The following is a 21,554-nucleotide window of genomic DNA, read 5'->3' on the forward strand; positions in this document are numbered from 1 at the left end:
GGATGAAGCTATGAAACAGTGGGAAGTGGTAATCGGCATCGAGACGCACGCGCAACTGGCGACGGTTTCGAAGATTTTCTCAGGCGCCTCGACGGCTTTCGGCGCTGAGCCGAATACCCAGGCTTGCGCGGTCGACTTGGCCTTGCCGGGCGTTTTGCCGGTGCTCAACAAGAAGGCGGTCGAGTGCGCCATTCGCTTCGGCCTGGCCATTGGCGCCGAAGTCGCCCAGAAATCGGTTTTCGCCCGCAAAAACTATTTTTATCCGGACCTGCCCAAGGGCTACCAGATCAGCCAGATGGACCTGCCGGTTGTCGTCGGCGGCAACATCACGGTGCAGGTCGGCCAGGGCGACAAGGCTTACGAGAAGGTTGTTCGCCTGACGCGCGCCCACCTCGAAGAAGATGCCGGCAAATCGTTGCATGAAGACTTCCAGGGCAAGTCGGGCATCGACCTCAACCGGGCCGGCACGCCGCTGCTCGAAATCGTTTCCGAGCCCGACATGCGCTCGTCCGACGAGGCCGTCGCCTACGCCAAGTCGTTGCACGCGCTGGTCCAGTGGATTGGCATCTGCGACGGCAACATGCAGGAAGGTTCTTTCCGCTGCGACGCCAACGTTTCGGTGCGGCCGAAAGGTCAGGCCGAGTTCGGCACCCGGCGCGAAATCAAGAACCTCAACTCTTTCCGTTTCCTCAAGGAAGCCATCGACTTCGAAGTCCAGTGGCAGATCAACGAAATCGAAGAAGGCCGCAGGATTCAGCAGGCCACGGTGCTGTTCGACCCGGATAGCGGTGAAACCCGCATGATGCGCAGCAAGGAAGACGCGCACGATTACCGTTATTTCCCTGACCCTGACTTGTTGCCACTGGTTATTTCGAGCGAATGGATTGCTCGCGTTCAGAGCGAACTGCCGGAATTGCCGGTCCAGATGCGTGAGCGCTTCATCAGCGAATTCGGACTGTCGAATTACGATGCGACGGCGCTGACAGCAAATTCCGAAATTGCCGCTTTTTTCCAGTTGACCGTGGGAATCGCCGGGAAGCAGAACGCCAAGCCCTGCGCCAACTGGGTCATGGTCGATCTGGCTGCCCGCCTCAACAAGGATGGCAAGGAAATCGCCGAATCGCCGGTGTCGGCCGCCCAACTGGCCGGCTTGATCCTGCGCATCGCCGACAACACCATCTCCAACAACATCGCCAAGAAAGTTTTTGAGGCCCTGTGGAATGGCGAGGGGACGACGGCTGACGAAGTCATCGACAAACAGGGGCTCAAGCAGATCACCGACAGCGGCGCCATCGAGTCACTGGTTGATGAAGTGCTGGCGGCCAATCCGGCCAATGTTGCCGAGTTCAAGGCCGGCAAGGAGAAGGCCTTCAACGCCCTGGTCGGTCAGGTCATGAAAGCGGCCAAGGGCAAGGCTAATCCGCAGCAGGTCAATGACCTGCTCAAGCAGAAACTGGCGGGCTGATCAGCGAGTTGGTGCGGGCGCGGCCGGCAATGGCCGGCGCGTCAGTTCAAAGTAGCGCTTGCGATCGGCATCGTACTTGGATTTGATGGCCTCGAAATCACGCTTCTTGATGTCGAGCAACTCCTGCTGGAGCTTTATCTCGTGGTCGAGGGCGCGTAAATCCCGTTCAAGATCAGGCGGCAAGGCCTTCTTTTTGTAGAACTCGGCCTCATTCTCGAATTTTTTGCGCTTGGTGCGCGCCTGGTCGATGCGTGTAATCGTTGCCAGAATGGCCAGATTTACATCGGCCTCGGCCTTGCGCTGGGCCAGGTCGATATCTTCGGGCATCGCATAGGTGTCGAGCAGGGCCTGGTCGCGCCGGCGCTGTTCGCGACTGGCGTCTTCAAGCTGCTTGCGCCGCCGGTTTTCGAGAACCAGCTCGGCTTTTTGTTCTGGCGTCAGCGCCGCGCCAACTTCCTTGACAATGTTGCCGCCGCTGTCCAGAACGCGATAGGCGCGTCCGCGGCACTGCTCCGGCAACATGTCGCCGCAGACCCGGCGACCCGTGCTTGGATCATGGCAGCAGTAAAACTCCCCCGCCGCCTGGGCTGTGCCAAGCGAAATCAACAACAGAGGGGGGAGGAGCAGTTTACGCATTTATGCCGTACTGCTCCCGATAGCGACTGACGGCATCGCGGTGGGCAGCAAATTCCGGATGGTGGGCGAGGAAGGACATCAGGTCGCTGAGCCCGGCAACAGCGATGACCGGAATGCCATAGTCGCGCTGGACTTCCTGAACCGCCGACAATTCGCCCTGGCCGCGTTCCTGGCGGTCCAGCGCAATCAGCACACCGGCCGGTGTGGCGCCGGCCGCGCGGATCAGTTCGACCGATTCGCGGACCGAGGTGCCGGCCGAAATCACGTCATCGACAATCAGCACGCGGCCACTGAGCGGCGCCCCGACAATGCTGCCGCCTTCGCCATGATCCTTGGCTTCCTTGCGGTTGTAGGCAAAGGGGAAATTGCGGCCGCGCTGGGCTAGTGCCATGGTAATCGTGGCGACCAGCGGAATACCCTTGTAGGCCGGGCCAAACAGCATATCGAACTGGACGCCGCCGGCTTCGGCCGCTTTCGCGTAGAATTCGGCGAGACGGCCGAGTGAGTTGCCGTCGTTGAACAAACCGGCATTGAAGAAGTAGGGCGAGAGCCTTCCCGCCTTGGTTTTGAATTCGCCAAAGCGCAGTACTTGGCAGCTCAGCGCAAATTCAATGAAATCCTGACGAAAATCCATATTTTTCCATTCTATTCGACCGGGAAAACCGGGCCGATCATTGCACAATGTTACGCATCATCTCCCTGAATCTCAATGGTATCCGCTCTGCCTGGAACAAAAATGTCCTGCCGTGGGCGGCATCGCAGAACGCCGACATTTTTTGTCTGCAGGAACTGAAAGCTCAATTGCCGGATTTGACGCCGGAAATGATGGCGCCGAATGGCATGCATGCGTTCTATCACTGTGCCGAAAAGAAAGGCTACAGCGGCGTCGGCATCTGGAGCAAGGAAAAGCCGGACCGTGTGGTCGAGGGCTTCGATGGTGGCGAGTTCGATGCCGAAGGGCGATACATTCGAGCTGATTTCGGCAACCTGTCGGTGATTTCACTCTACCTGCCATCAGGTTCATCGTCGCCGGAGCGGCAGGAAGCCAAGTTTCGCTTTCTCGACGCCTTTTTCCCGCAAATGCTCGCCCTGCGCGCCGAAGGTCGGGAAATCGTCCTGTGTGGTGACTGGAACATCGCACACCAGGCCATCGACCTCAAAAACTGGAAATCGAACCAGAAGAACTCGGGCTTTCTGCCTGAAGAACGTGCCTGGCTGAGTCGTGTCTTCGATGAGCAGGGTTGGGTCGATGTCTATCGCCACCTTTATCCGGAGGCAGGCGATTGCTACACGTGGTGGAGCAATCGCGGCCAGGCCTGGGCCAAGAATGTCGGTTGGCGGATTGACTATCAAATCGCCACACCCGGTATTGCCGCTTCTGCCCAAAAGGCTGAAGTTTACAAGGTCGAGCGATTTTCCGATCATGCCCCGCTGATCATCGATTACGACTTCAAATAAGCATCCAATGTGCATTGATTTCGCTGCACAGTAGGGATAATCTGTACTTCTGCTTAACTCACCAACGAGGTTGAAAATGTCCGAAGAAATGACTGCTGCCAACAAGGAAAAGTTGGTTACTGATCTGAAGGTAGTGATCTCCGACACCGAAGAATTGCTGCGCGCCACCGCTGGTGCCGCGGGCGAAAAAGTCAGTGAACTTCGCGAGCGCCTGAGCGTTCGTCTGCGTGACACCAAGGAGCGCGTTCTCGATCTGGAAGCCGCGTTGGTCGACAAGACCAAGGCTGCAGCTCGTGCCACGGATGATTTTGTGCACGAAGAGCCGTGGAAAGCTGTTGGCGTTGCCGCCGCACTGGGCCTCGCTCTTGGCGTACTGATCGGCCGTCGCTAAGCGAATGGCTGAACAGGCAGGCGGTGAAGCGGGTCGCGAAGGCCTCTTCGCCGCGCTGAAAAACAGCGTCGCGGCACTTATTGCGATCGGTAAGACGCGCGCCGAACTCCTGGTTACCGAGCTTGAGGAAGAGAAACTTCGCCTCATGTCGCTCTGGTCGAAGGCAATCGGCGCGGCGTTCATGCTTGCCGTGGGCGTTGTCCTGGCCATATTTTGCCTGGCGCTGGCTCTCTGGGAGCATCGGGTTATTGTTTTCGGCATCTTTGCCGCGCTGTTCATCGGTGGTGCCCTGTTCCTGATTGCTTCACTGAAACGGCAGACGGCGCAACCGAGCAAGATGTTCCGGGCGAGTTTGTCGGAACTTGAAGCTGACATGGCGCTTTTGCGTCGCCATCGCAACAAGTCGGAATGAACCCAAAATTACTGGAACTGGCCACCCGGCATGGCGCCCTTAAGGCGCGTATTGACGAACAGCGCCGCACTTTGGCGCGCCATTCGGTTCCGCTTGAAGCAGCGCTGGCGCGGGGCGATACCGTCCTCAAGGGTGTTGACTGGCTCAAGCATCATCCGGCAGCAGTCGGCGTCGCCGTGTTTGTCGCCGTTGTGGCTCGCCCGCGGCGGGCTTGGCGTTGGGCTCGGCGCGGGCTTTTCCTTTGGCGAGGCTGGCAGGCCATCCGTAGTTCGCTGGTTGGTGCACGTTGACCGTGGGTGAGTCAGGGGCTGAACAGGCCGTACTGCCGAGCTGGTGGCGGCAGATGGTTTCCTCGCAACGGCGGCAGGCGCGCCGGGTTCTGGCCGAGTTGATGGCGACCCGTGGAATCATGCCGCTGTTGATGAAGGTCCGTAACGGTGGCCACTGGACGCCAGATGAAAAATTGGAACTGGTCCGGCATTTGCGCCGCATGGTTCGTTTGTCGCCCTATCTGATAGCCTTGGTCCTGCCGGGCTCCATACTGTTTCTGCCCATTTATGCCTGGTGGCTGGATAGGCGCCGAGTCAGGCGGGGCGACTAGTATTCGCTGTGCTTTCGTGCCATGGTGCAACTTTCAGCAATAGCACCATTCCCGGCACAGCCAGCGCCACACACAGCCAGTAAAAGCTGCTCCAGCCCAGAGTTTCGACCAGCCATCCAGCCGAAGCATTGATAAAGGTACGCGGCACGGCGGCCAGGCTCGTGAAGAGAGCCATCTGGGTGGCCGTATAGGCTGGGTGGGTCGAGCGTGCGATGTAGGCGACGAAGGCTGCGGTCCCCAAGCCGACCCCCAGCGCTTCGAGGCTGATGACGAAGGCCAGCGCGATGCGCTCTTCTGCTCCGATGTTGGCATAGTGCCCTTGCGATGCCAGCCAGGCAAAGCCGAAAATGGACACTAGCTGCACAACTCCGAACAGCCATAACGCCCGGTTGATGCCCAGTCGTATCATCCACAAGCCGCCGAGAAGGGCACCGATCACCGCTGGCCAGAGGCCGGCATGTTTGGCGATGAGTCCGATATCGGTCTTGGTAAATCCCATGTCGAGATAAAACGGGGTGGCTAGTGCCGTGCACAGACTATCCCCCAGTTTGTAGAGGAAGATGAAGCCGAGGACCATTACGGCACCCCGCCAGCCTTGCCGGCCGATGAATTCGTGAAACGGTTCAGTGACTGCCTGACGCAGGGTTTTTGGGGCTCCCTTGACGAGCGGTTCGCTAACCAGCCAAGCCATCACCATGCCGGGGATCATGAAGGCGCCGGTGATCCAGAAAACTTCATTCCACGGGAGGCGATCCGCCAGGATCAGCGATAACGAACCTGGAATCAGACCGGCAATGCGGTAGGCGTTGACGTGGACGGCATTACCCAAGCCCAGTTCGTTGTCGTCCAGAATTTCGCGTCTGAATGCGTCAACCGCAATATCCTGCGTGCCCGACAGAAAAGCCAGCAGCGCAGCGAGCCACAGGATGGGCCAGATGCTCTCTTTCGGATCCAGCCCACCGAGCGAACCAATGACAAATAGCAGGCCGATCTGGGTCAGTAGCATCCAGCCCCGGCGGCGGCCGAATCCGGGGACGCTGAAGCGGTCGAGGAGCGGCGACCAGAGGAACTTCCAGGTGTAGGGAAACTGGATCAGGGCAAAAAAGCCGATGGTCTTGAGGTCGACACCTTCGCTGCGCAGCCAGGCGGGTAGCAGGTTGAGCAGTAGATAGAGCGGCAGGCCCGAACTGAAGCCGGTAAAGATGCAGATCAGCATCTTCCGGCTGAGCAAGGCAGCAAGCCAGGCTGGCATCAGCGGTTTTGCGTCAGTCGATAGACCGCCAGGCTGCCAAGGAAATTAACCTCGCTGGTGACGGGATTGCCTTCTTCGTCGAGAACGCTGCGTTCGCGGATGATCAGCCCCATTTTGTTACACAAGTCCTCGAAATCAAGCAGTGTGAAGAAGCGCACATTGGGCGAGTCATACCACTGGTAAGGAAGGTCCTCGGAAACCGGCATGCGGCCATCAAGTACTGAACGCAGATTTTTCCAGTAGGCAAAGTTGGGGAAGGAGACCACGGCCTCACGCCCGACGCGCAGCATTTCGCGCAGGATTCCCTCGGTATGACGCACGGTTTGTAGCGTTCGTGAAAGCACGACATGGTCGAAAGCCTGATCGGCGAACTCGTCAAGGCCGCGCTCCAGGTTGCCCTGGATAACGTTGATACCATTCCTGATAGCGGCGAGCACATTGGCGTCGTCGATCTCAACACCGACACCTTGCACTCCGCGCTGGTCGATCAGATGTTTAAGCAATGTGCCGTCGCCGCAGCCAAGATCGAGCACACGGTGGCCGGGTTCGATCCAGCCGGCGATCAGTTCGAAATCGGGGCGGCCCAGAGTGTGCGTCATAGCTTGATATTCCGCAGATAGGCATCGACCACGCCGTGATAATGAGCATCTTCCATCAGGAAGGAGTCGTGGCCGAAATTGAGACCGATTTCGGCGTAGGAAACATTGCGTCCGTTGGCCAGCAAGGCTGCAACGATTTCCTTCGAACGTGCCGGCGTGAAGCGCCAGTCCGTAGTGAACGACGCAATCAGGAAGTTGGCCTTGCTGCGCGCCATGGTGGCATTCAGGTTGCCGTCGTTCTCGCGTGATGGATCGAAATAGTCGAGCGCCTTGGTCATCAGCAGGTAGGTATTGGCGTCGAAGTAGCCGGCGAACTTGTCGCCCTGGTAGCGCAGGTAGGATTCAACTTCAAATTCGACATCGAATCCGAACGAAAACGCACTGTTGCGCAGTTCACGACCGAATTTTTCACCCATCTGATCATCCGACAGATAAGTGATGTGGCCGAGCATTCGGGCCAGGCGCAGGCCGCGCACCGGACGGGTGTTGTACTCGTAGTAGTTGCCGCCATGGAAATCCGGGTCCGTGAGGATGGCTTGGCGGGCGACATCGTTGAAGGCGATGTTTTGCGCCGACAGTTTTGGCGCAGCGGCGATGACGATGGCGTTGCGCACCCTGTCCGGGTAGGTGATGCTCCAGCGTAACGCCTGCATGCCACCCAGGCTGCCACCCATGACTGCTGCCCAGCTATCAACGCCGAGCATGTCGGCAAGTCTGGCTTGAGCATGCACCCAATCGTTGACCGCAACGATTGGAAAATGGGCGCCCCACGGTTTGTCGGTGGCCGGATTGATTGACGACGGTCCGGTTGAGCCATGACAGCCGCCCAGGTTGTTCAAGCCGACGATGAAGAACCTGTCAGTATCGAGCGGCCGCCCCGGGCCAACGATGTTGTCCCACCAGCCGACATTTTCCGGCTGGTCAGCGTAATGACCAGCAACATGATGATGGCCGGAAAGCGCATGGCAGACCAGGATGGCGTTTGATTTTGCTGCGTTGAGCGTCCCGTACGTCTCGTAAACCAGATCGTAGGCGGGCAGAATTCCGCCGCTGCGCAAATGCAATGGCTGGTCGAAGTGAGCGCGCTGTGATTCGACGGCGCCGACGGATTGTCCTGGCATGCTGTTCCTGAAAACAAAAACCCAGTTGGCCTTAAACGTGAACTCGTCGGGCGAACTGGGTGGTTCCCGTTTTAGCTGAATTTATTTAGCGCCCGCAATCAGAGCTCAAATCGGCGCCACTGGGATGTTTCCAGTATCTGCAGACGATACCGAGCGGGGCGCCAAAAGTCAATGTAACGATCCGGTTATGCAATAGGTGGTAGCGTGGTAAAGATTTGCTAAAATCCCCAGAAAACAAATTTCTAGAAAGCTTTGGCCACAATGCTGGATCAACGGCGGCATCAACGAATTCGTTTCGGCAACTTGCCTAAAGTCAGGATTGGCTTTGGAGGGGCGATCGGCGAAGGGTTGATCGAAAACCTCTCCTTGTCCGGCCTGATGGTGCGGACAGACATGCCGCTCGAAATTTCGCATAACATCGGTTGCGAGTTTCGGATTTTTGGCTCGCCAATGATTGACGTTCCAGCTGCGGTTGTCAGTCGCGTCGGTGACTTGTTTGGGGTCCGCTTTCAGACTGGACCAATCAACCAGATACTTATCGACGATGCCATTAATTCGGCGCTGGCGTCCGGGAACGCCTCCATTCTGGCTGTACGCGAGTTGGGGGGCAAGAAAATCATGCGGATCACCGGTGGTCTCGGAAACCCATTGCGCAATGACTTCATGCATGCGCTGACGAGGGTCGGGGTGGATGAAATAGATCTCGAAGGCGTTACCGTGGTTGATCAGGCTGGATTGGCTTTGTGCCTGGTGGCATGCAATCGGCACGGCGTGAAGCTGGGTGCACAGTCGCCATGTTTTGCCGAGGCTTGGAAGCAGGCTCTGGCGGTGCCGGGGGGGCTCGAAAAAATGGAGACGCCGGGGTTGTGATCACTAAAGCAGGCAATTTGCCGTATGTCTCGTTGGCCATCGTGCTGACGGGCGTCTCGATGGGCGGCAATGCCTGGGCGGCGGATGAGGATGCATATTTCAGCGAATTGCCGATTGTCGCTTCGGTCAGTCGCCTGCCGCAGAGACTGGCTGATGCACCCGCCGCGGTAACAGTTGTCGACCGCGACATGATCAAGGCCTCCGGGGCACGAGACCTCAACGATATTTTCCGCCTGGTGCCAGGGTTCCAAACCTATCCGAATAATACCGAGTCGGCGCGGGCAACCTACCACGGCATGGGGGACGGGGATTATTCATCGCGGGTCCAGGTTCTTATCGATGGGCGATCGATGTATTCGCCATTGTTTGGCGGCGGTGTTAACTGGGCGACATTGCCGGTCGCGCTTGAAGATATCGAGCGCATCGAGGTCGTGCGCGGTACAAATGCCGTTTCCTACGGCAGTAACGCCTTTCTCGGGGTGATCAACATTGTTACTGTCGATCCAGCCTTGACGCGCGGCTTCTCGGTTTCGTCCAGCTACGGCAATCAGAATGTTCGCGACTACGGATTTCGGGTGGGCGGAAAAATTGGTGAGGTCGGTGATTTTCGCTTTACCTACAAGCAGCTAAATGATGATGGTCTGACGGATCGCTATGACTGGATCGATTCGTACTTTTCCAGGCTCTTTGATTTTCGGGCTGACGTGGTGTTGAGCGAGAGGGATAGTCTCCAGTTGTCCATGGGTCGGGCTGACGGGATAATCCAGAATGGCCGGAATAAACTTGTGGGTGGTTTATGGCAGCAGAATCCGGAAAACCCCATGCGGCAGATGCGTCAGTCGGATAGCTATGCCCAAGTCATTTGGCGACGTGTTTTTTCCGCTGATTCGGATTTCCAGTTTCGTTATTCCTATGTGGTCGACCGTTCCGATGATGCATTTACATTTTCGAATTTGCATATCAATCAGTCTGGTGATGAAGGCGTGCGGCATGAAATCGAGGTGCAGCATAGTTTGAAAATAGACAAGGCCGTCCGCATGGTTTGGGGCGGTGGATGGCGCGAAGACGCAATGCGCTCGGAGTGGTCATTGCCCGGGATGGGGGAAGTTAACCGCAGTATTGGTCGCGTCTTCGGTAATCTGGAGTGGCGGCCGGCTCATTGGTTCACCGGCAATGCCGGTCTGGCGCTAGAGGATGATTCGCTTGCCGGGATGCATGTTTCGCCGCGCGTCAGCAGCAATTTTCATTTGACTCCGGAGAATACGCTACGCCTTGGCTATTCAAGGGCTTATCACACCGGAAGCACCGTTGATTACCGAGGCCAGCAAAGGGCCTTTGGTGTTTCCTTTTTCAGTGCACGCCCGGACTTGATGGCGACTGAAGGCCTGGATACGCTGGAGGCGGGGTATCTTGGCGACTGGCGAGACTGGCGGGCCAGTCTTGATGTTCGGGTATTCAGCGAGCGCATCCGGAACCGCTTGTACAAGATTGATATGGATACAACGAACCCTCTGGTCGGGTTGTCGACAGTGCCGATTCAGAGTGTCGAAATCCAGGGTGTTGAATACCAGTTTAAATGGCAGCCATTTGACACCACTCGTCTTGTCTTCACGCAGACTTTGGCGAATCTATCCAGTGACTACCTGTCTTCTGCGCTTGCCCTGAACAATTCAACTTTGACGACGACCAAAGCAGTCCAGATTCGGGAGTTGACCGAGCGCTCGATGCCCGCGCGATCAACGTCGGCGCTGTTGATCCAGAAATTGCCACTCGGCCTGGAGTTTTCAACTGCCGGTTATTGGCAGGAGTCGATGAAGTGGAGCACAAACACGACTGCGCAACGCTATCGTCGGTTTGACGTGCGCCTTGGTTATCCCTTCCGGTCGGGCAGCTTGGCGGGAGAGATTGCCCTGACCGTACAAAGCCTTAATGGCGCACACAACGAGTACAAAGCGCCAAATCCCGACGATACAAATCCGAATCCGGATGGACGCATCGTCGAACGCCGCCAGTGGGTCAGCCTGCGGCTTGATTTTTGATTCGCTGACGCCGTTCTAGGCAGAGCGCATGACTGCGCCCTCCAGCCAAACCTCGAAGGGTTCGCTCGGGGCGACAGCCTTGCCTTCGGCAAAGTCGATTCCCAGGCTGCGCAGTTGTTCGAGGGTGTCCAGATCGTCAACGCCATCGGCGATCGTATGGATATCCTGATCCGCGGTAATTTCCTGAACTGCTCTCAACAACGCGGTTGATGCGCGATTTCCGCCCAATTCGCGCGTCAGGCTGCGGCTCAGTTTGACGTAACTTGGCGTGATGCTGCGCAAGTGGGTGAATGACGACAACCCGCCGCCGAAATCGTCCAGCCCGATCTGGCAGCCGAGCGCGCGCATCTGGCGGGAAAACTCCATGGCCTGGCTGGTCAGGAGCGTTAGCGTGTCTTCGGAAAAAACGAAGCACAGTCGATTGCCGGGTAGATTGCGGCTGCTCAGGTTGCGCGTGATGAAGTCGACTGTGTCGCGGTTGCCGACTGAGGCGCGGGAAAGCGGGACAAGGCAATGCAGCAGCTTCTGCTGATTCTTGGCACGTGCCAGGGCGGCGATGGCGGTTTCGATCAGGCGCTGGTCGATGGCGGGCGCGAGGTCATAGCGTTCGGCCGCGTCGCTCAGGGCGGACAGGGTGACTGGCGGCTGGCCCGGCTCGTTGAGTCGGGCCGTAAGCTCAACGAGATGGCTGCCCGACGGATGCTGGAGGGCGCGTAGCGGCATGGCTTCGACCAGGAGCCTGTCATCGGCCAGGGCGTTGGCAATTCGACTCGCCCAGTTGCTGGTTTCCTGACGACGGTCCGGGCTCAGTTGCGCTTCCTGCTCGCAAACGCGGTTGCGGCCGCTTTCCTTGGCGCGATGGCAGGCGGCATCGCCGGCGGCGAGCACTTCGTTGATGTTGCGAACCTTGCGGTTGACCGTAGTCAGCCCGATGCTGGTGCCGATGGCAAAAACCTTGTCCTGCCAGATAAAACGATAGGCGGCGGCCAGTCCGCAGATATCTTCTGCCACCTGGTTGGCGCGCGGCCCGCTGCAATTGGCCAGCATGATGCTGAATTCATCGCCACCGAGACGGGCCAGCGTATCTTCTTCGCGCAGCCGCCCCTGAAAGAGCAGGGACATCTGGCGGAGCAGTTCGTCACCGGCCAGGTAGCCACAGTTATCGTTGACCTGCTTGAAACGGTCGAGGTCGAGAAAGAGTACCGCGAATTCCTCGCCGCCGGCCTGGACGCTGGCCAGCGCTTTCTCCAGCCGGTGTTCGAATTCACGCCGGTTGAGCAGGCCGGTCAGCGCATCGTGTCTGGCTTGGAAGGCGAGTTGGGCGGTGGCTTCCTCGATGCGGGATTGCATCGAAAAATGCACCTCTTCGATGTGCGCGGCCATTTCGTTGAAACCGTTTTCGAGGATGCCTATTTCACCGCTTGTGTTGGCGGGAACTCGCGTGTCGAGGCGGCCGGACGACATGCCGTGTATGGCCTGGACCAGGCGCATGACCGGCCGGGCAAGATTGTCGGCCATGGCGATGGCGAGCGCCGCCAGAATGAGCAGGCCGGACAGTACGATCATCAGCCCGCGCTGGAGCAATTGACGCTGTCGGTTGGCCAGTTCGGTCTTGTCGAATTCGACAAAAACGTGGCCGATGATTTCCGGGGGAAGTGCCTTGCTGCCGACGCTCGGCTCGAACAGTACGTCGGATTCACTGATCGAGCGTTTGACTGGAGCGCCAAAAGCAATCCAGTGCTCGGTTTCGCCGATCTGCGTGGGTTCGCTCATGGTGCGCCGCAGTTCATCGGCAGCCAGCGAGACGCGACCGCTGACGGCGATGGTTCGGCCCTTCTGGTTGACGATGACGGCCGCCTTGACCCCCGATTCCTGGACCGTTGCCTGGGCGAGACCATGCAAGCTTTCGAGCTGCCCGGCAATGATGCCGTACTCGCTGACAGGCGCCAGATAGCGGACGGTGGCCATTCCCTTGGCCTGCAGTTCGCCCTCGAGTGTGCGGATGCCGCTGTAGGTGAAATAGCCGACGAGCACGATGGCGATCAGCGCGCTGGGCAGCAGCGTCAGCAACAGCAGGCGGTGGCGTAGGGTAAGGTGGCTCATCGGGCCTCCCTGTCGGTGACCATGGCACGCCGGATAGCGGCCTCATCGGAAATGTTGAGGCCCAATGACTGAGCGACATTGCCGTTGATGGCGATGGCGAACTGACTGGGGGCGGCCGGCAGTGGCAAGTTGGTGCCATGGGCGACAATCGTGTCGGCCGTCTGGCGGGCGATCTGGGCGGGCGTGCTGTGCAGCGCGGCGAGGGCGCCGGCGTTGACGAAGGCGGGGGAATAGCCAATGACCGGCCGCTGGTAGCGGAAGGCCGTGATCAGGATGGGCTTGATGTTGTTGCGATGGTAAATCTTGCTGTCGGGAACGGCGATCAGGACATTGACCCGGCCAAGCAGTGAATTGAGCGCTGGCAGCAGCGTATGTTCGGTGTCGGCATCTTCGCTGTCCAGCGTCAGGCCGGCGCTGCTGAAAGCCTGGCGGTACTGCCCGGCGACATTTCTCGTTTCATTGCTGACGAGCATCCCGGTCCGTTTCAGGCCGGGGAGCAGATGATTGATAAATGCGGCCTGACGCGCTGCTGGCTGGTCGAGGTAGATGGCGGTGATACGACCGGGACGACGGAATTCGGCGAGTATTTTTTCGTAACTTTGCCGGGGCAGCAGGGTGGCGATGATCGGCGGGTTGTCGCTCCGGCCCAGCGTTTTGCGCAAGGCATCGCTGCCGACAGTAACGACCAGTTCGGCCTGTCCGGCCAAGGGCGGGATCGCTTCGGCTTGATGTCTGGCCGAAATGCTCCAGGTCGTGCCAGCCAACGCCTCTTCCAGCGTCGAGGAGAAGTCGGCGTAGGCGCCTCCGCGATCGCTCAGAACGAGCGCAATACTGCCTCCCCAGGCCGGCAGGACTAGCGAAAACAGGGAGATGAGCGCAAAAAGGACAGACCGCAGCATTGTCCGCATATTGCCTTAGCGACTATGCCAAAGCAATTGTGGTTTTGCACAATTCAGGGACTTTTGATGAAATTTCTGATCTGTTCCGTGATATTCGTCACGGGCATGGCAAAGGCGAATTTCTTGATGAACGCGCCATCCGGGCCGAGCAGGATCATGCCGGCGGAATGGTCGACCGCATAGCGGTCCGGCGCGGTGCCCGGTTCACGTACTTTGGCGTAGCGGATTTTGAAGTTGTCGGCGGCGCGGCGGACGAGGGCCGGCGAGGCGGTCAGGCCGAGAATACGGGGGTCGAAAAATTCGGTGTAGGTTTTGAGGATCTTGCCGGTGTCACGTTCCGGGTCGACCGAAATGAAGATCGGCTGGACACGGCCGGCATCCTCACCCAGTTGCTTGAGGATTTCGGCCATCTCGACGAGCGTGGTCGGGCAGATGTCGGGGCAGTAGGTGTAGCCGAAGGCGATGAGCTGGAAGCGGCCGCGGAAATCCTCGCTGGTGATGGAGCGGCCGTTCGGGTCTTGCAGCAGGTAGCGCGGGATGATTTCGGCGCTCGCCTCGTTGAGTAGCTCAAGGCTGTGGGTGGCCTGGGCGAAAGCCGGGCCGGCACAGAGCAGGGCGAGGAGTAGCGCGCCGCGGCGGATCATTTGGGCGCCGGGAAGCTGGCCTGCAGTTGCTTTTCGGCGGCGGCCATATTGCTGGCCAGTGTTGCCGCATCGGGGCAGGTGGCGCCCTTGCCTTGCTCCAGATAGGCTGCGTTGGTGGCGTTTTCAAAAACTTCGCCGTAGCCGCGGGTCTTCGGGGCGATGGTGATCACGGCGTTGCGGGCGCGGGCGACCAGGGCCGGCTGCTGGCAGGCAAGGGCGATGCCGTTGAGGCGGCCGATGGCTTCGACGGCGGCGCTGCCCTCATCGGCGGCCAGGCTGTGGTTGACGATGGCGCACAGGGTCAGGGCGAGCAGTGGGGCAAAAATTTTCATGGCGCGAGTCCTCTGGATTGAAGGACGATTATAGGGAAGGCGCCGGGGCAGACCTTTTCACAGATCAAAAATGGCGAGCAATTGTGGCAGGCCTTCGCTGATCGCCACCGGACCGGGAGTCAGGATGATGGCTGATTTGATTTCATGCATGTTTTTCCGGTTGACCGCAGGAATGGCCTCCCAGCCGGGCCGGGCGGCGACGCGTTCGGGGCGGAAGTGCTTGCCGCACCAGGAGCCGATGATGATGTCTGGGGCGCGGGCGATGACGTCTTCCGGTGTCGGCCGGCGATCCTTGGCTAATGGCGAGCGGGCTTGTTGGGCGAAGATGTCTTCGCCGCCGGCGATTTCGATGAGTTCGGAGGCCCAGCGGATGCCGCTGATCAGCGGTTCGTCCCATTCCTCGAAATAGACGCGCGGCTTTTTGCCGGTTTTGGCGAAACGTTCGGCGGCGATGGCGCGGGCTTGTTCGATTTGCGCTTCCAGCCCGGCGACGATCTCCAGTGCCTTGGCCTCGGCGCCGACCAGTCGGCCAACCGTTTCAATCATGCCGAGAATGTCCTCGACACTGCGCGTGTTGAAGGCGTAAACCGGCACGCCGGCCTTGATCAAATCGCGTGAAATCTCGCTTTGCAGGTCGGAGAAGGTCAGCACGAGATCGGGCTGCGTCGCCAGAATCTTGTCGATGTCGCCGCTCGTGAAGGCGAAGACCTTGGGCTTTTCCTTGCGCGCCTCGGGTGGGCGTACGGTGTAGCCAGAAATGCCGACGATGCGGTCCTGCTCGCCGAGGGCGTAGAGCACTTCAACCGTTTCGGTGGTCAGGCAGACGATGCGTTGCGGCGTGCGGCTCATTTGGCCGGCCTCCGGCTGCGCGCGACGTCGAGATGGGCGCAGAGCTTTTCGGTACCGTCGAGGATGCGCGGCGTGTGGCGTTGCATGATGTCCGGGTTGATGTGGAACAGGTTGTCGCGTTTGACGGCGGTCATCCGCGTCCATTTGTCCCAGTCGTGCAGCCATTCCGGCTTGGCGTCGCCCATGCCGGTGGCGATGATGGCCTCGGGGTCGGCTTCGAGCACGGCTTCGACGGTGACGTTGGGCGCCATTTGCTTGAGATGGCCGAAAACGTTTTCGCCGCCGCAGATCTTGATGGCGTCGCTGATGATCTGCGGGCCGCCGACGGTCATCAGTGGCGTTTTCCAGATTTGGTAGAAGACGCGCACTTTCGGCTTGCTGGCATTGGCGACGCGCAAGCCTTCAAGGCGTTTGCGGAAACGCTCCGCCGTGGCGTTGGCGGCGGCTTCGGTGCCGGCCAGTTGACCGAGTCGTTCGAGCTGGTTGGCGATGTTGTCGATGGTGTTCGGTTGCGAAACATAGACGCTCAGGCCGAGCGCCCTGAGCTTGTTCACCTGCGTCATGTTATTGCCGCTTTCCCAGGCCAGCACGATGTCTGGTTTCAGCGCAGCGACGGCTTCGAGGTCGATGCGCGAATAGCCGCCGACGCGCGGCACTTTCTTCGCCTCCGGCGGGTAGTCGCTGTAATCGACGGTGCCGACCAGTTTGTCGCCGGCGCCGGCCGCGTAGAGGCTCTCGGCGGCATGCGGGGCGAGGGTGACGATGCGTTTGGCCGGCGTCCTGAGGCGGACTTCCTGGCCGGTATCGTCCTTGACGACGAGATCGGCGTGGGCGGCGGTGGAAATGAGTGTTGCCACGGTCAACCGGAAAAAAAGGCCGAATTTCAAATGTTTCTCCAGGCGGAAAGAGCATCGCTCAGGCGCAGCCAGCCGGCTTCGTCGCCGGGCAGGCCAAAACGCAGCAAGGGTTGCTGGTCGTAATGGCGGGTCAGGATGCCCTGGCGGGCGAGGGCGTCGTGCAACTCGGCCGAATGGGCGCTGGTCAGCGTGGCGAACAGGGCGGTCGATTTGACCTCGCCGAGCGGTGCCAGCATTTGGTGCAGACGTTCCCCGGCAGCGATCAGGCGGGGCCGGGCAGCGCCTTGCCAGGTGGTGTCCTGCAGCGCCAGCCGGGTCACTTCGCGGGCCGGGCCGCTCACCGTCCATGGTCCCATCGCCTCGTTCATGCGGTTCAGGATGTCCGGCGCGGCGAAGACGAACCCGACGCGCGCCCCGGCCAGCCCGAAGAACTTGCCGATCGAGCGCAGCACGATGAGATTGGGCGCATCGTCAGTGCCGGCCAGCGGGGTCAGGCTGTCTTCGGGCGTCGGGTCCATGAAGGCTTCGTCGATGATCAGCCAGCCGCCACGTTTCTTGAGTTGATGGGCGGCGTCGATGGCGATGTCGCGGGGATGACGGTCGGCCGTCGGATTGTTCGGGTTACAGAGCAGGACGTAGGGCGTCGCGACGGCCAGCGCGCGCGGCAGCATGGCATTCTGCAGGAAACGCACCTTGTGCCCGGCGCGCTGCCAGGCCTGCGGATGCTCGCTGTAAATTGGCGAAATGCAGGCCACCATGGCGCGCGGCAGCAGGGCCGGCAGCCAGTGGATGGCGGCTTGGGAACCGGCGACGGCCAACAGGTTGGCGTTGCCGTAATAGGCCGCAGCTGCGGCTTCCAGACCATCGTTTTCCTCGGGCAGGCGCTGCCAGGCTTCGGCGGATAAGGCCGGCACCGGCCAGCCTGCCGGGTTGATGCCAGTCGACAGATCCAGCCAGTTGGCCAGCGGGATGTTGTAGTGCGCCGCGGCTTTGCGCAGGCCACCGCCGTGTTCAAGCATGAGCGAATCCAATCACAAAAAGTACAGCCAGCCACAGCCACAGGCTGCGCTGGATCAAGCTGATCGCCCGGCTTAGGTCGGCCGCCACGGGGGCCGGGCCGGCGCCGAGCGGCGGGCGGATTTCCTCCTGACCATGATAAATCGCCGCGCCGCCGAGCAGTACGCCGAGGCTGCCGGCGCCGGCCGACATCACCGGCCCGGCGTTCGGGCTGTCCCAACCCGGCGCCTGAGTTCGCCAGCAGGCCAGCGCGTTGCGCGTGTGGCCGAGCAGGGCGTAGGTCAGGGCCGTCAGGCGGGCGGGAATGAAATTCAAGGCATCGTCAAAGCGCGCGGCAAAGCGGCCGAACAGGTTGAAACGTTCGGTGCGGTAGCCCCACATCGCGTCCAGCGTATTGGCCAGCCGGAACAGCACGGCACCCGGCCCGCCGAGCAGGGCGAACCAGAACAGCGTGGCGAAGATGGCGTCGTTGCCGTTCTCCAGCACCGACTCGACGCCGGCCTTGGCGACGCCGGATTCGTCGAGCCCCGATGTCTCGCGCGAAACGATCCAGCCGACGCGTTGCCGGGCCTCGTCGAGCCGCCCTTCCTGTAGCGGTTTGGCGATGGCCTCGGCGTGCTCGCACAGGCTTTGCGCGCCGATGGCGAAATAGAGCAGCACGACGTCGACGGCAAACGGCGCCAGCGGCCGCAACCAGAAAGCCAGCGCCACCCACGGCCCGACGGCCAGCAACCAGGCCAGCACACCGCCGGCAATTGAACGACGGTTGAGCCGCTTTTCAACGGCCGCCGCCAGATTGCCGAAGCCGACCAGTGGGTGAAAGTGCGATACCTCGCCGAGCACGCGGTCGAGCAAAACGGCGCTCAGCGCGGCCAGCGGCATGGCGTAGGCGTCGAAACCGAGGCTCATTTCGGAAAAACGCCCTTTTCCTGAATATCGGCCTGCAATTCAGCCAATGCCACGGTCAACGGGAAATTTTGCCCAAAATCAGAATCGCCCCACTGCTCGAAATAGACCAGATCGTTGATCGGCAGACGCGGCAGCCAACCGGCCTTTTCGAGTTCCGGCTTGTCGTTGAAATGACTGACGTAACCGATGCACAAATAAGCAATCGGTACGATGTGGTGCGGAATGCCGAGCGCGTCCTGTAGCGCCTTCTCGTGGAAAATGCTCACCCAGCCGACGCCCAGCCCCTCGGCCCGCGCCGCCAGCCACAGGTTTTGCACGGCGCACACGCTGCTGTAAAGGTCCATGGTCGGCATGTGGGTGCGGCCAAGCACCACCGGCCCGCTACGCGAACGGTCGCAGGTGATGCACAGGTTGATCGGCGCTTCGAGAATGCCCTGCAACTTGAGCTTCGAGTAAATCTCGCGCTTCTCGTCAGGGAACATCCGCGCCGCTTCGTTGTTGGCCTCGGCAAAAACGTTATGGACGCGCTGCTTCACCGCCTCCGACTTCACCAGCAAAAAATTCCACGGCTGCATAAAGCCGACCGACGGCGCATGGTGCGCCGCCATCAGCACGCGAGCGAGCAAATCGTCGGGCACCGGCGTCGGCAAAAACTGGCCGCGCACATCGCGCCGGCTGAAAATGGCCTGATACACCGCCGCCCGGTCGGCGTCGGAAAAAGCCTGCGCCTGCGGCGCGGAAAGGTTTTCCATGGAGTCCCCTTCTGGAAAAACAAAGGCCGCCGTCCACGCAGCCCGCAATCATCTCCCGGCCGGTCTTCTGACTTGGAGTCACCCGAACGATGCGCCTTCCCGGCTTTCACCAGTGGCAAATGCATCGCCCGTCATCCTCACAGCGTTGGGCACGTGGCGGAGTCACACCGCCTTCCCGATTCTCCATCTCGGCGCCTTCACAAAATGCCCCCGACTTTGTCGACTACGCCTCGCCGTGCAGATGCACTGTCTTCGGCTCGTCTTCGCGTCAGGGACAATTTGTGAAAGCGCCGCAAACGGCACCGAGAGATATAAAGGGCGAAGGATAGCAGGTGGGGGTGGGGTAAGGCGATGGAGGGCGGTTCAGCCACGCCGCCGTCGGACAAGAAATATGGCAAGTGCTGTAATTCCCGCGCTCAGGAACGTCAAGCCAAAATACGGCAGTCGACGGACGACTCTGGAAAATGACCTATCCTGGTCCAAGGCTTCAAATGAAATGCCGTAATGAAGGCAAACCAAATACGCGATGAGTGTTATCGCCAGCCCAACCACTACAAATGCGTAGCCTGGCATTGCGGAGGCGTAAGTTTCCTTCCCGCGCACCAGCAATGTGATCGGCAGTACTAGGCCAATCAACATGGCGAATCCAACGTAGGTCAGATTGAGTCGGATGGAAATGAGCGCGGTGATGATCGCAATCGGGAAGAAGGTAAGCCGTTCCATTGATGTGGGGCCGATTGATTTTGTCTGGTGCTGGCGCCTTAAGTCTAATGGCATTTAATGCCTCGCGTACGGATTACGCAAGGTCCGGATAGTGCACTAATCCGGGATAATCCCAGCTTTCATTTTTGACACGATCCATGCCCTGTTCTTCCCTGATGGTCCAAGGGACCACCTCCGATGCCGGCAAGACGACGCTGGTTGCTGCGTTGTGCCGCATCCTGCAGCGTCGTGGCGTGCGCGTGGCGCCGTTCAAGCCGCAGAACATGGCGCTCAATTCGGCAGTTACGGTCGATGGTGGCGAGATCGGGCGGGCGCAGGCGTTGCAGGCGCTGGCTTGCGGGCTGGCGCCGCATACCGATTTCAATCCGGTGCTGCTCAAGCCGACGACCGACAAGAAGGCGCAGGTCATCATTCACGGCAAGGTGGCCTTCGACCTCGATGCCAAGGCCTATCACGACTACAAGCCGCGGGCGATGGGGGCGGTGCTCGAATCGTGGGCGCGGCTGACGGCGGCTTACGATTGCGTCGTGGTCGAGGGGGCGGGGTCGCCGGCCGAGATCAATTTGCGCGACCGCGACATTGCCAACATGGGTTTTGCCGAGGCCGTCGATTGCCCGGTGATCATCGTCGCCGACATCGACCGGGGCGGGGTTTTTGCCCACCTCGTCGGTACGCTGGAACTGCTGTCGCCGACCGAGCAGGCGCGGGTCAAGGGTTTCGTCATCAACCGTTTTCGTGGCGACATCGCGCTGCTTGAATCCGGCCTGACCTGGCTGGAAGAGCGCACCGGCAAGCCCGTTCTCGGCGTTCTGCCGTATTTGCACGGCCTCATGCTCGATGCCGAGGATGCCATTGCGACTGCTACGGTCAACGGGAAAAAAGCGGCAAAATTGAAAGTCATCGCGCCGGCTTACCCGCGCGTTTCGAACCACAACGACCTCGACCCGCTACGCCTACATCCGGAAGTCGATTTCCGCTGGATAGCCCCAGGCGAAACGCCGCCGGCGGCCGACCTGATCGTCCTGCCCGGCTCGAAGGCGGTGCGTGCCGACATCGACTGGCTGCGTGAAAAAGGCTGGGCGACGGCCATTCACAAGCATTTGCGTTACGGCGGCAAGGTGGTCGGCCTGTGCGGTGGCTACCAGATGCTGGGCCAGATGATCCACGATCCGCAGGGGCTGGAAGGTCAGGCGGGCAGTACGCCGGGGCTGGGCGTGTTGGGCGTGGAAACGACGCTCGAAGCTGAGAAGCAGCTGCGGAATGTGAGTGGTCACTTGTCTCTGCCGGGATGGCCGGCCATGACCGGTTATGAAATTCACCTCGGCGTGACGCGTGGTGCTGGCCTAGCGCAAAGCGCCGTCGAACTGGCCGACGGTGTCAGCGACGGCGCCATTTCTGCCGACAACCAGGTCTTCGCAACCTATTGTCACGGCGTCTTCGATCACCCGGAAGCGCTGACCGCCTTGCTCGCTTGGGCTGGTATGACGGAAACCGAGCAGGTCGATTTCGCCGCCCGCCGCGAGGCCGACCTCGACCGTCTGGCCGATTCGGTCGAGGCGGCGCTCGACTGGGCAAAGATGGATGCCCTGTTGCCGCGCCACGCAGCGAGCTGATCGCCACTTGCC

General features: G+C 60.2%; 24 protein-coding genes and 1 riboswitch. Of the genes, 9 read left to right on the forward strand and 15 right to left on the reverse strand.

All coding sequences use genetic code 11. The features are described from left to right. Positions 1 to 10 precede the first annotated feature (10 nt). On the forward strand, positions 11 to 1,465 hold the full coding sequence (gene gatB / locus KI610_RS00660) for an Asp-tRNA(Asn)/Glu-tRNA(Gln) amidotransferase subunit GatB (protein WP_226496809.1): 1,455 nt from the start codon (positions 11 to 13) through the stop codon (positions 1,463 to 1,465). Here gatB and KI610_RS00665 read toward each other — a convergent pair whose 3' ends face one another. Both KI610_RS00665 and pyrE read right to left on the reverse strand, forming a co-directional pair. Continuing rightward, entirely contained in the window at positions 1,466 to 2,101 is a 636-nt protein-coding gene (locus tag KI610_RS00665; protein WP_226496810.1) for a hypothetical protein, read from the reverse strand. Next, positions 2,094 to 2,735 carry an orotate phosphoribosyltransferase gene (pyrE, locus tag KI610_RS00670; RefSeq protein WP_226496811.1) on the reverse strand — a complete coding sequence of 214 codons (642 nt, stop codon included), beginning with the start codon at positions 2,733 to 2,735 and terminating at the stop codon, positions 2,094 to 2,096. The genes KI610_RS00665 and pyrE overlap by 8 nt, the downstream gene beginning before the upstream one ends. Before the next feature lie 47 nt (positions 2,736 to 2,782). On the opposite strand from pyrE, the gene KI610_RS00675 reads away from it, so the two are divergent. The 5 genes from KI610_RS00675 to KI610_RS00695 all read left to right on the forward strand — a co-directional run bounded on the left by KI610_RS00675 (position 2,783) and on the right by KI610_RS00695 (position 4,963). Next, complete coding sequence (locus tag KI610_RS00675; RefSeq protein ID WP_226496812.1) at positions 2,783 to 3,559, forward strand: exodeoxyribonuclease III; 777 nt, start codon at positions 2,783 to 2,785, stop codon at positions 3,557 to 3,559. Positions 3,560 to 3,635: 76 nt separating this feature from the next. Then, positions 3,636 to 3,950, forward strand: coding sequence for a DUF883 family protein (locus tag KI610_RS00680; protein WP_226496813.1), 315 nt, complete (start codon positions 3,636 to 3,638; stop codon positions 3,948 to 3,950). 4 nt (positions 3,951 to 3,954) lie between these two features. Next, positions 3,955 to 4,362, forward strand: a complete 408-nt coding sequence (locus tag KI610_RS00685; protein WP_226496814.1) for a phage holin family protein — start codon at positions 3,955 to 3,957, stop codon at positions 4,360 to 4,362. Beyond that, positions 4,359 to 4,652 (forward strand): YqjK family protein, encoded by a 294-nt coding sequence (locus KI610_RS00690; RefSeq protein WP_226496815.1) that lies wholly within the window; start codon positions 4,359 to 4,361, stop codon positions 4,650 to 4,652. The genes KI610_RS00685 and KI610_RS00690 overlap by 4 nt, the downstream gene beginning before the upstream one ends. A 53-nt stretch (positions 4,653 to 4,705) precedes the next feature. After that, the gene (locus KI610_RS00695) at positions 4,706 to 4,963 is read left to right on the forward strand and encodes a hypothetical protein (protein ID WP_226496816.1); all 258 of its coding nucleotides are present in this window, start codon (positions 4,706 to 4,708) and stop codon (positions 4,961 to 4,963) included. Here KI610_RS00695 and KI610_RS00700 read toward each other — a convergent pair. From KI610_RS00700 to metX, 3 genes are read right to left on the reverse strand one after another with little or no spacing between them, the layout of a single operon-like run. Next, complete coding sequence (locus KI610_RS00700; RefSeq protein ID WP_226496817.1) at positions 4,947 to 6,215, reverse strand: AmpG family muropeptide MFS transporter; 1,269 nt, start codon at positions 6,213 to 6,215, stop codon at positions 4,947 to 4,949. The two genes, KI610_RS00695 and KI610_RS00700, sit on opposite strands and share 17 nt — an antisense overlap. Next, positions 6,215 to 6,814, reverse strand: a complete 600-nt coding sequence (metW, locus tag KI610_RS00705; protein ID WP_226496818.1) for a methionine biosynthesis protein MetW — start codon at positions 6,812 to 6,814, stop codon at positions 6,215 to 6,217. The genes KI610_RS00700 and metW overlap by 1 nt, the downstream gene beginning before the upstream one ends. Then, on the reverse strand, positions 6,811 to 7,935 hold the full coding sequence (gene metX, locus KI610_RS00710; protein ID WP_226496819.1) for a homoserine O-succinyltransferase MetX: 1,125 nt from the start codon (positions 7,933 to 7,935) through the stop codon (positions 6,811 to 6,813). The genes metW and metX overlap by 4 nt, the downstream gene beginning before the upstream one ends. A 261-nt stretch (positions 7,936 to 8,196) precedes the next feature. Between metX and KI610_RS00715 the strand changes: the two genes are divergently transcribed. Together KI610_RS00715 and KI610_RS00720 are read left to right on the forward strand one after the other, a co-directional pair. Beyond that, positions 8,197 to 8,805, forward strand: coding sequence for a PilZ domain-containing protein (locus tag KI610_RS00715; RefSeq protein ID WP_226496820.1), 609 nt, complete (start codon positions 8,197 to 8,199; stop codon positions 8,803 to 8,805). After that, entirely contained in the window at positions 8,802 to 10,844 is a 2,043-nt protein-coding gene (locus tag KI610_RS00720) for a TonB-dependent receptor plug domain-containing protein (protein ID WP_226496821.1), read from the forward strand. The genes KI610_RS00715 and KI610_RS00720 overlap by 4 nt, the downstream gene beginning before the upstream one ends. A gap of 15 nt (positions 10,845 to 10,859) precedes the next feature. On the opposite strand, the gene KI610_RS00725 is transcribed toward KI610_RS00720, so the two are convergent. The 10 genes from KI610_RS00725 to KI610_RS00770 all read right to left on the reverse strand — a co-directional run bounded on the left by KI610_RS00725 (position 10,860) and on the right by KI610_RS00770 (position 19,929). After that, the gene (locus tag KI610_RS00725) at positions 10,860 to 12,947 is read right to left on the reverse strand and encodes an EAL domain-containing protein (RefSeq protein ID WP_226496822.1); all 2,088 of its coding nucleotides are present in this window, start codon (positions 12,945 to 12,947) and stop codon (positions 10,860 to 10,862) included. Beyond that, positions 12,944 to 13,846 carry an ABC transporter substrate-binding protein gene (locus KI610_RS00730; RefSeq protein WP_226496823.1) on the reverse strand — a complete coding sequence of 301 codons (903 nt, stop codon included), beginning with the start codon at positions 13,844 to 13,846 and terminating at the stop codon, positions 12,944 to 12,946. The genes KI610_RS00725 and KI610_RS00730 overlap by 4 nt, the downstream gene beginning before the upstream one ends. A gap of 53 nt (positions 13,847 to 13,899) precedes the next feature. Continuing rightward, the gene (locus tag KI610_RS00735; RefSeq protein ID WP_226496824.1) at positions 13,900 to 14,490 is read right to left on the reverse strand and encodes an SCO family protein; all 591 of its coding nucleotides are present in this window, start codon (positions 14,488 to 14,490) and stop codon (positions 13,900 to 13,902) included. Continuing rightward, on the reverse strand, positions 14,487 to 14,822 hold the full coding sequence (locus tag KI610_RS00740) for a hypothetical protein (RefSeq protein WP_226496825.1): 336 nt from the start codon (positions 14,820 to 14,822) through the stop codon (positions 14,487 to 14,489). Before KI610_RS00740 ends, KI610_RS00735 begins: the two co-directional genes overlap by 4 nt. A gap of 57 nt (positions 14,823 to 14,879) precedes the next feature. Further along, on the reverse strand, positions 14,880 to 15,671 hold the full coding sequence (locus tag KI610_RS00745; RefSeq protein ID WP_226496826.1) for a cobalamin-binding protein: 792 nt from the start codon (positions 15,669 to 15,671) through the stop codon (positions 14,880 to 14,882). Further along, positions 15,668 to 16,558 carry a cobalamin-binding protein gene (locus KI610_RS00750; protein WP_226496827.1) on the reverse strand — a complete coding sequence of 297 codons (891 nt, stop codon included), beginning with the start codon at positions 16,556 to 16,558 and terminating at the stop codon, positions 15,668 to 15,670. The genes KI610_RS00745 and KI610_RS00750 overlap by 4 nt, the downstream gene beginning before the upstream one ends. After that, the gene (cobD, locus tag KI610_RS00755) at positions 16,555 to 17,547 is read right to left on the reverse strand and encodes a threonine-phosphate decarboxylase CobD (RefSeq protein WP_226496828.1); all 993 of its coding nucleotides are present in this window, start codon (positions 17,545 to 17,547) and stop codon (positions 16,555 to 16,557) included. Before cobD ends, KI610_RS00750 begins: the two co-directional genes overlap by 4 nt. Beyond that, on the reverse strand, positions 17,540 to 18,454 hold the full coding sequence (gene cbiB / locus KI610_RS00760) for an adenosylcobinamide-phosphate synthase CbiB (RefSeq protein ID WP_226496829.1): 915 nt from the start codon (positions 18,452 to 18,454) through the stop codon (positions 17,540 to 17,542). Before cbiB ends, cobD begins: the two co-directional genes overlap by 8 nt. Next, the gene (gene bluB, locus KI610_RS00765; protein ID WP_226496830.1) at positions 18,451 to 19,206 is read right to left on the reverse strand and encodes a 5,6-dimethylbenzimidazole synthase; all 756 of its coding nucleotides are present in this window, start codon (positions 19,204 to 19,206) and stop codon (positions 18,451 to 18,453) included. Before bluB ends, cbiB begins: the two co-directional genes overlap by 4 nt. Positions 19,207 to 19,246: 40 nt before the next feature. Then, positions 19,247 to 19,420: riboswitch (cobalamin riboswitch) on the reverse strand. Between the two features lie 149 nt (positions 19,421 to 19,569). Further along, positions 19,570 to 19,929: a hypothetical protein gene (locus KI610_RS00770; protein WP_226496831.1), complete on the reverse strand. Its 360-nt coding sequence runs from the start codon at positions 19,927 to 19,929 to the stop codon at positions 19,570 to 19,572. Positions 19,930 to 20,066: 137 nt separating this feature from the next. Between KI610_RS00770 and KI610_RS00775 the strand changes: the two genes are divergently transcribed. Continuing rightward, positions 20,067 to 21,542 (forward strand): cobyric acid synthase, encoded by a 1,476-nt coding sequence (locus tag KI610_RS00775; RefSeq protein WP_226496832.1) that lies wholly within the window; start codon positions 20,067 to 20,069, stop codon positions 21,540 to 21,542. Positions 21,543 to 21,554: the final 12 nt, after the last annotated feature.

The organism is Ferribacterium limneticum (genome assembly GCF_020510565.1).
In the GTDB taxonomy this organism is placed as follows: domain Bacteria; phylum Pseudomonadota; class Gammaproteobacteria; order Burkholderiales; family Rhodocyclaceae; genus Azonexus; species Azonexus limneticus_B.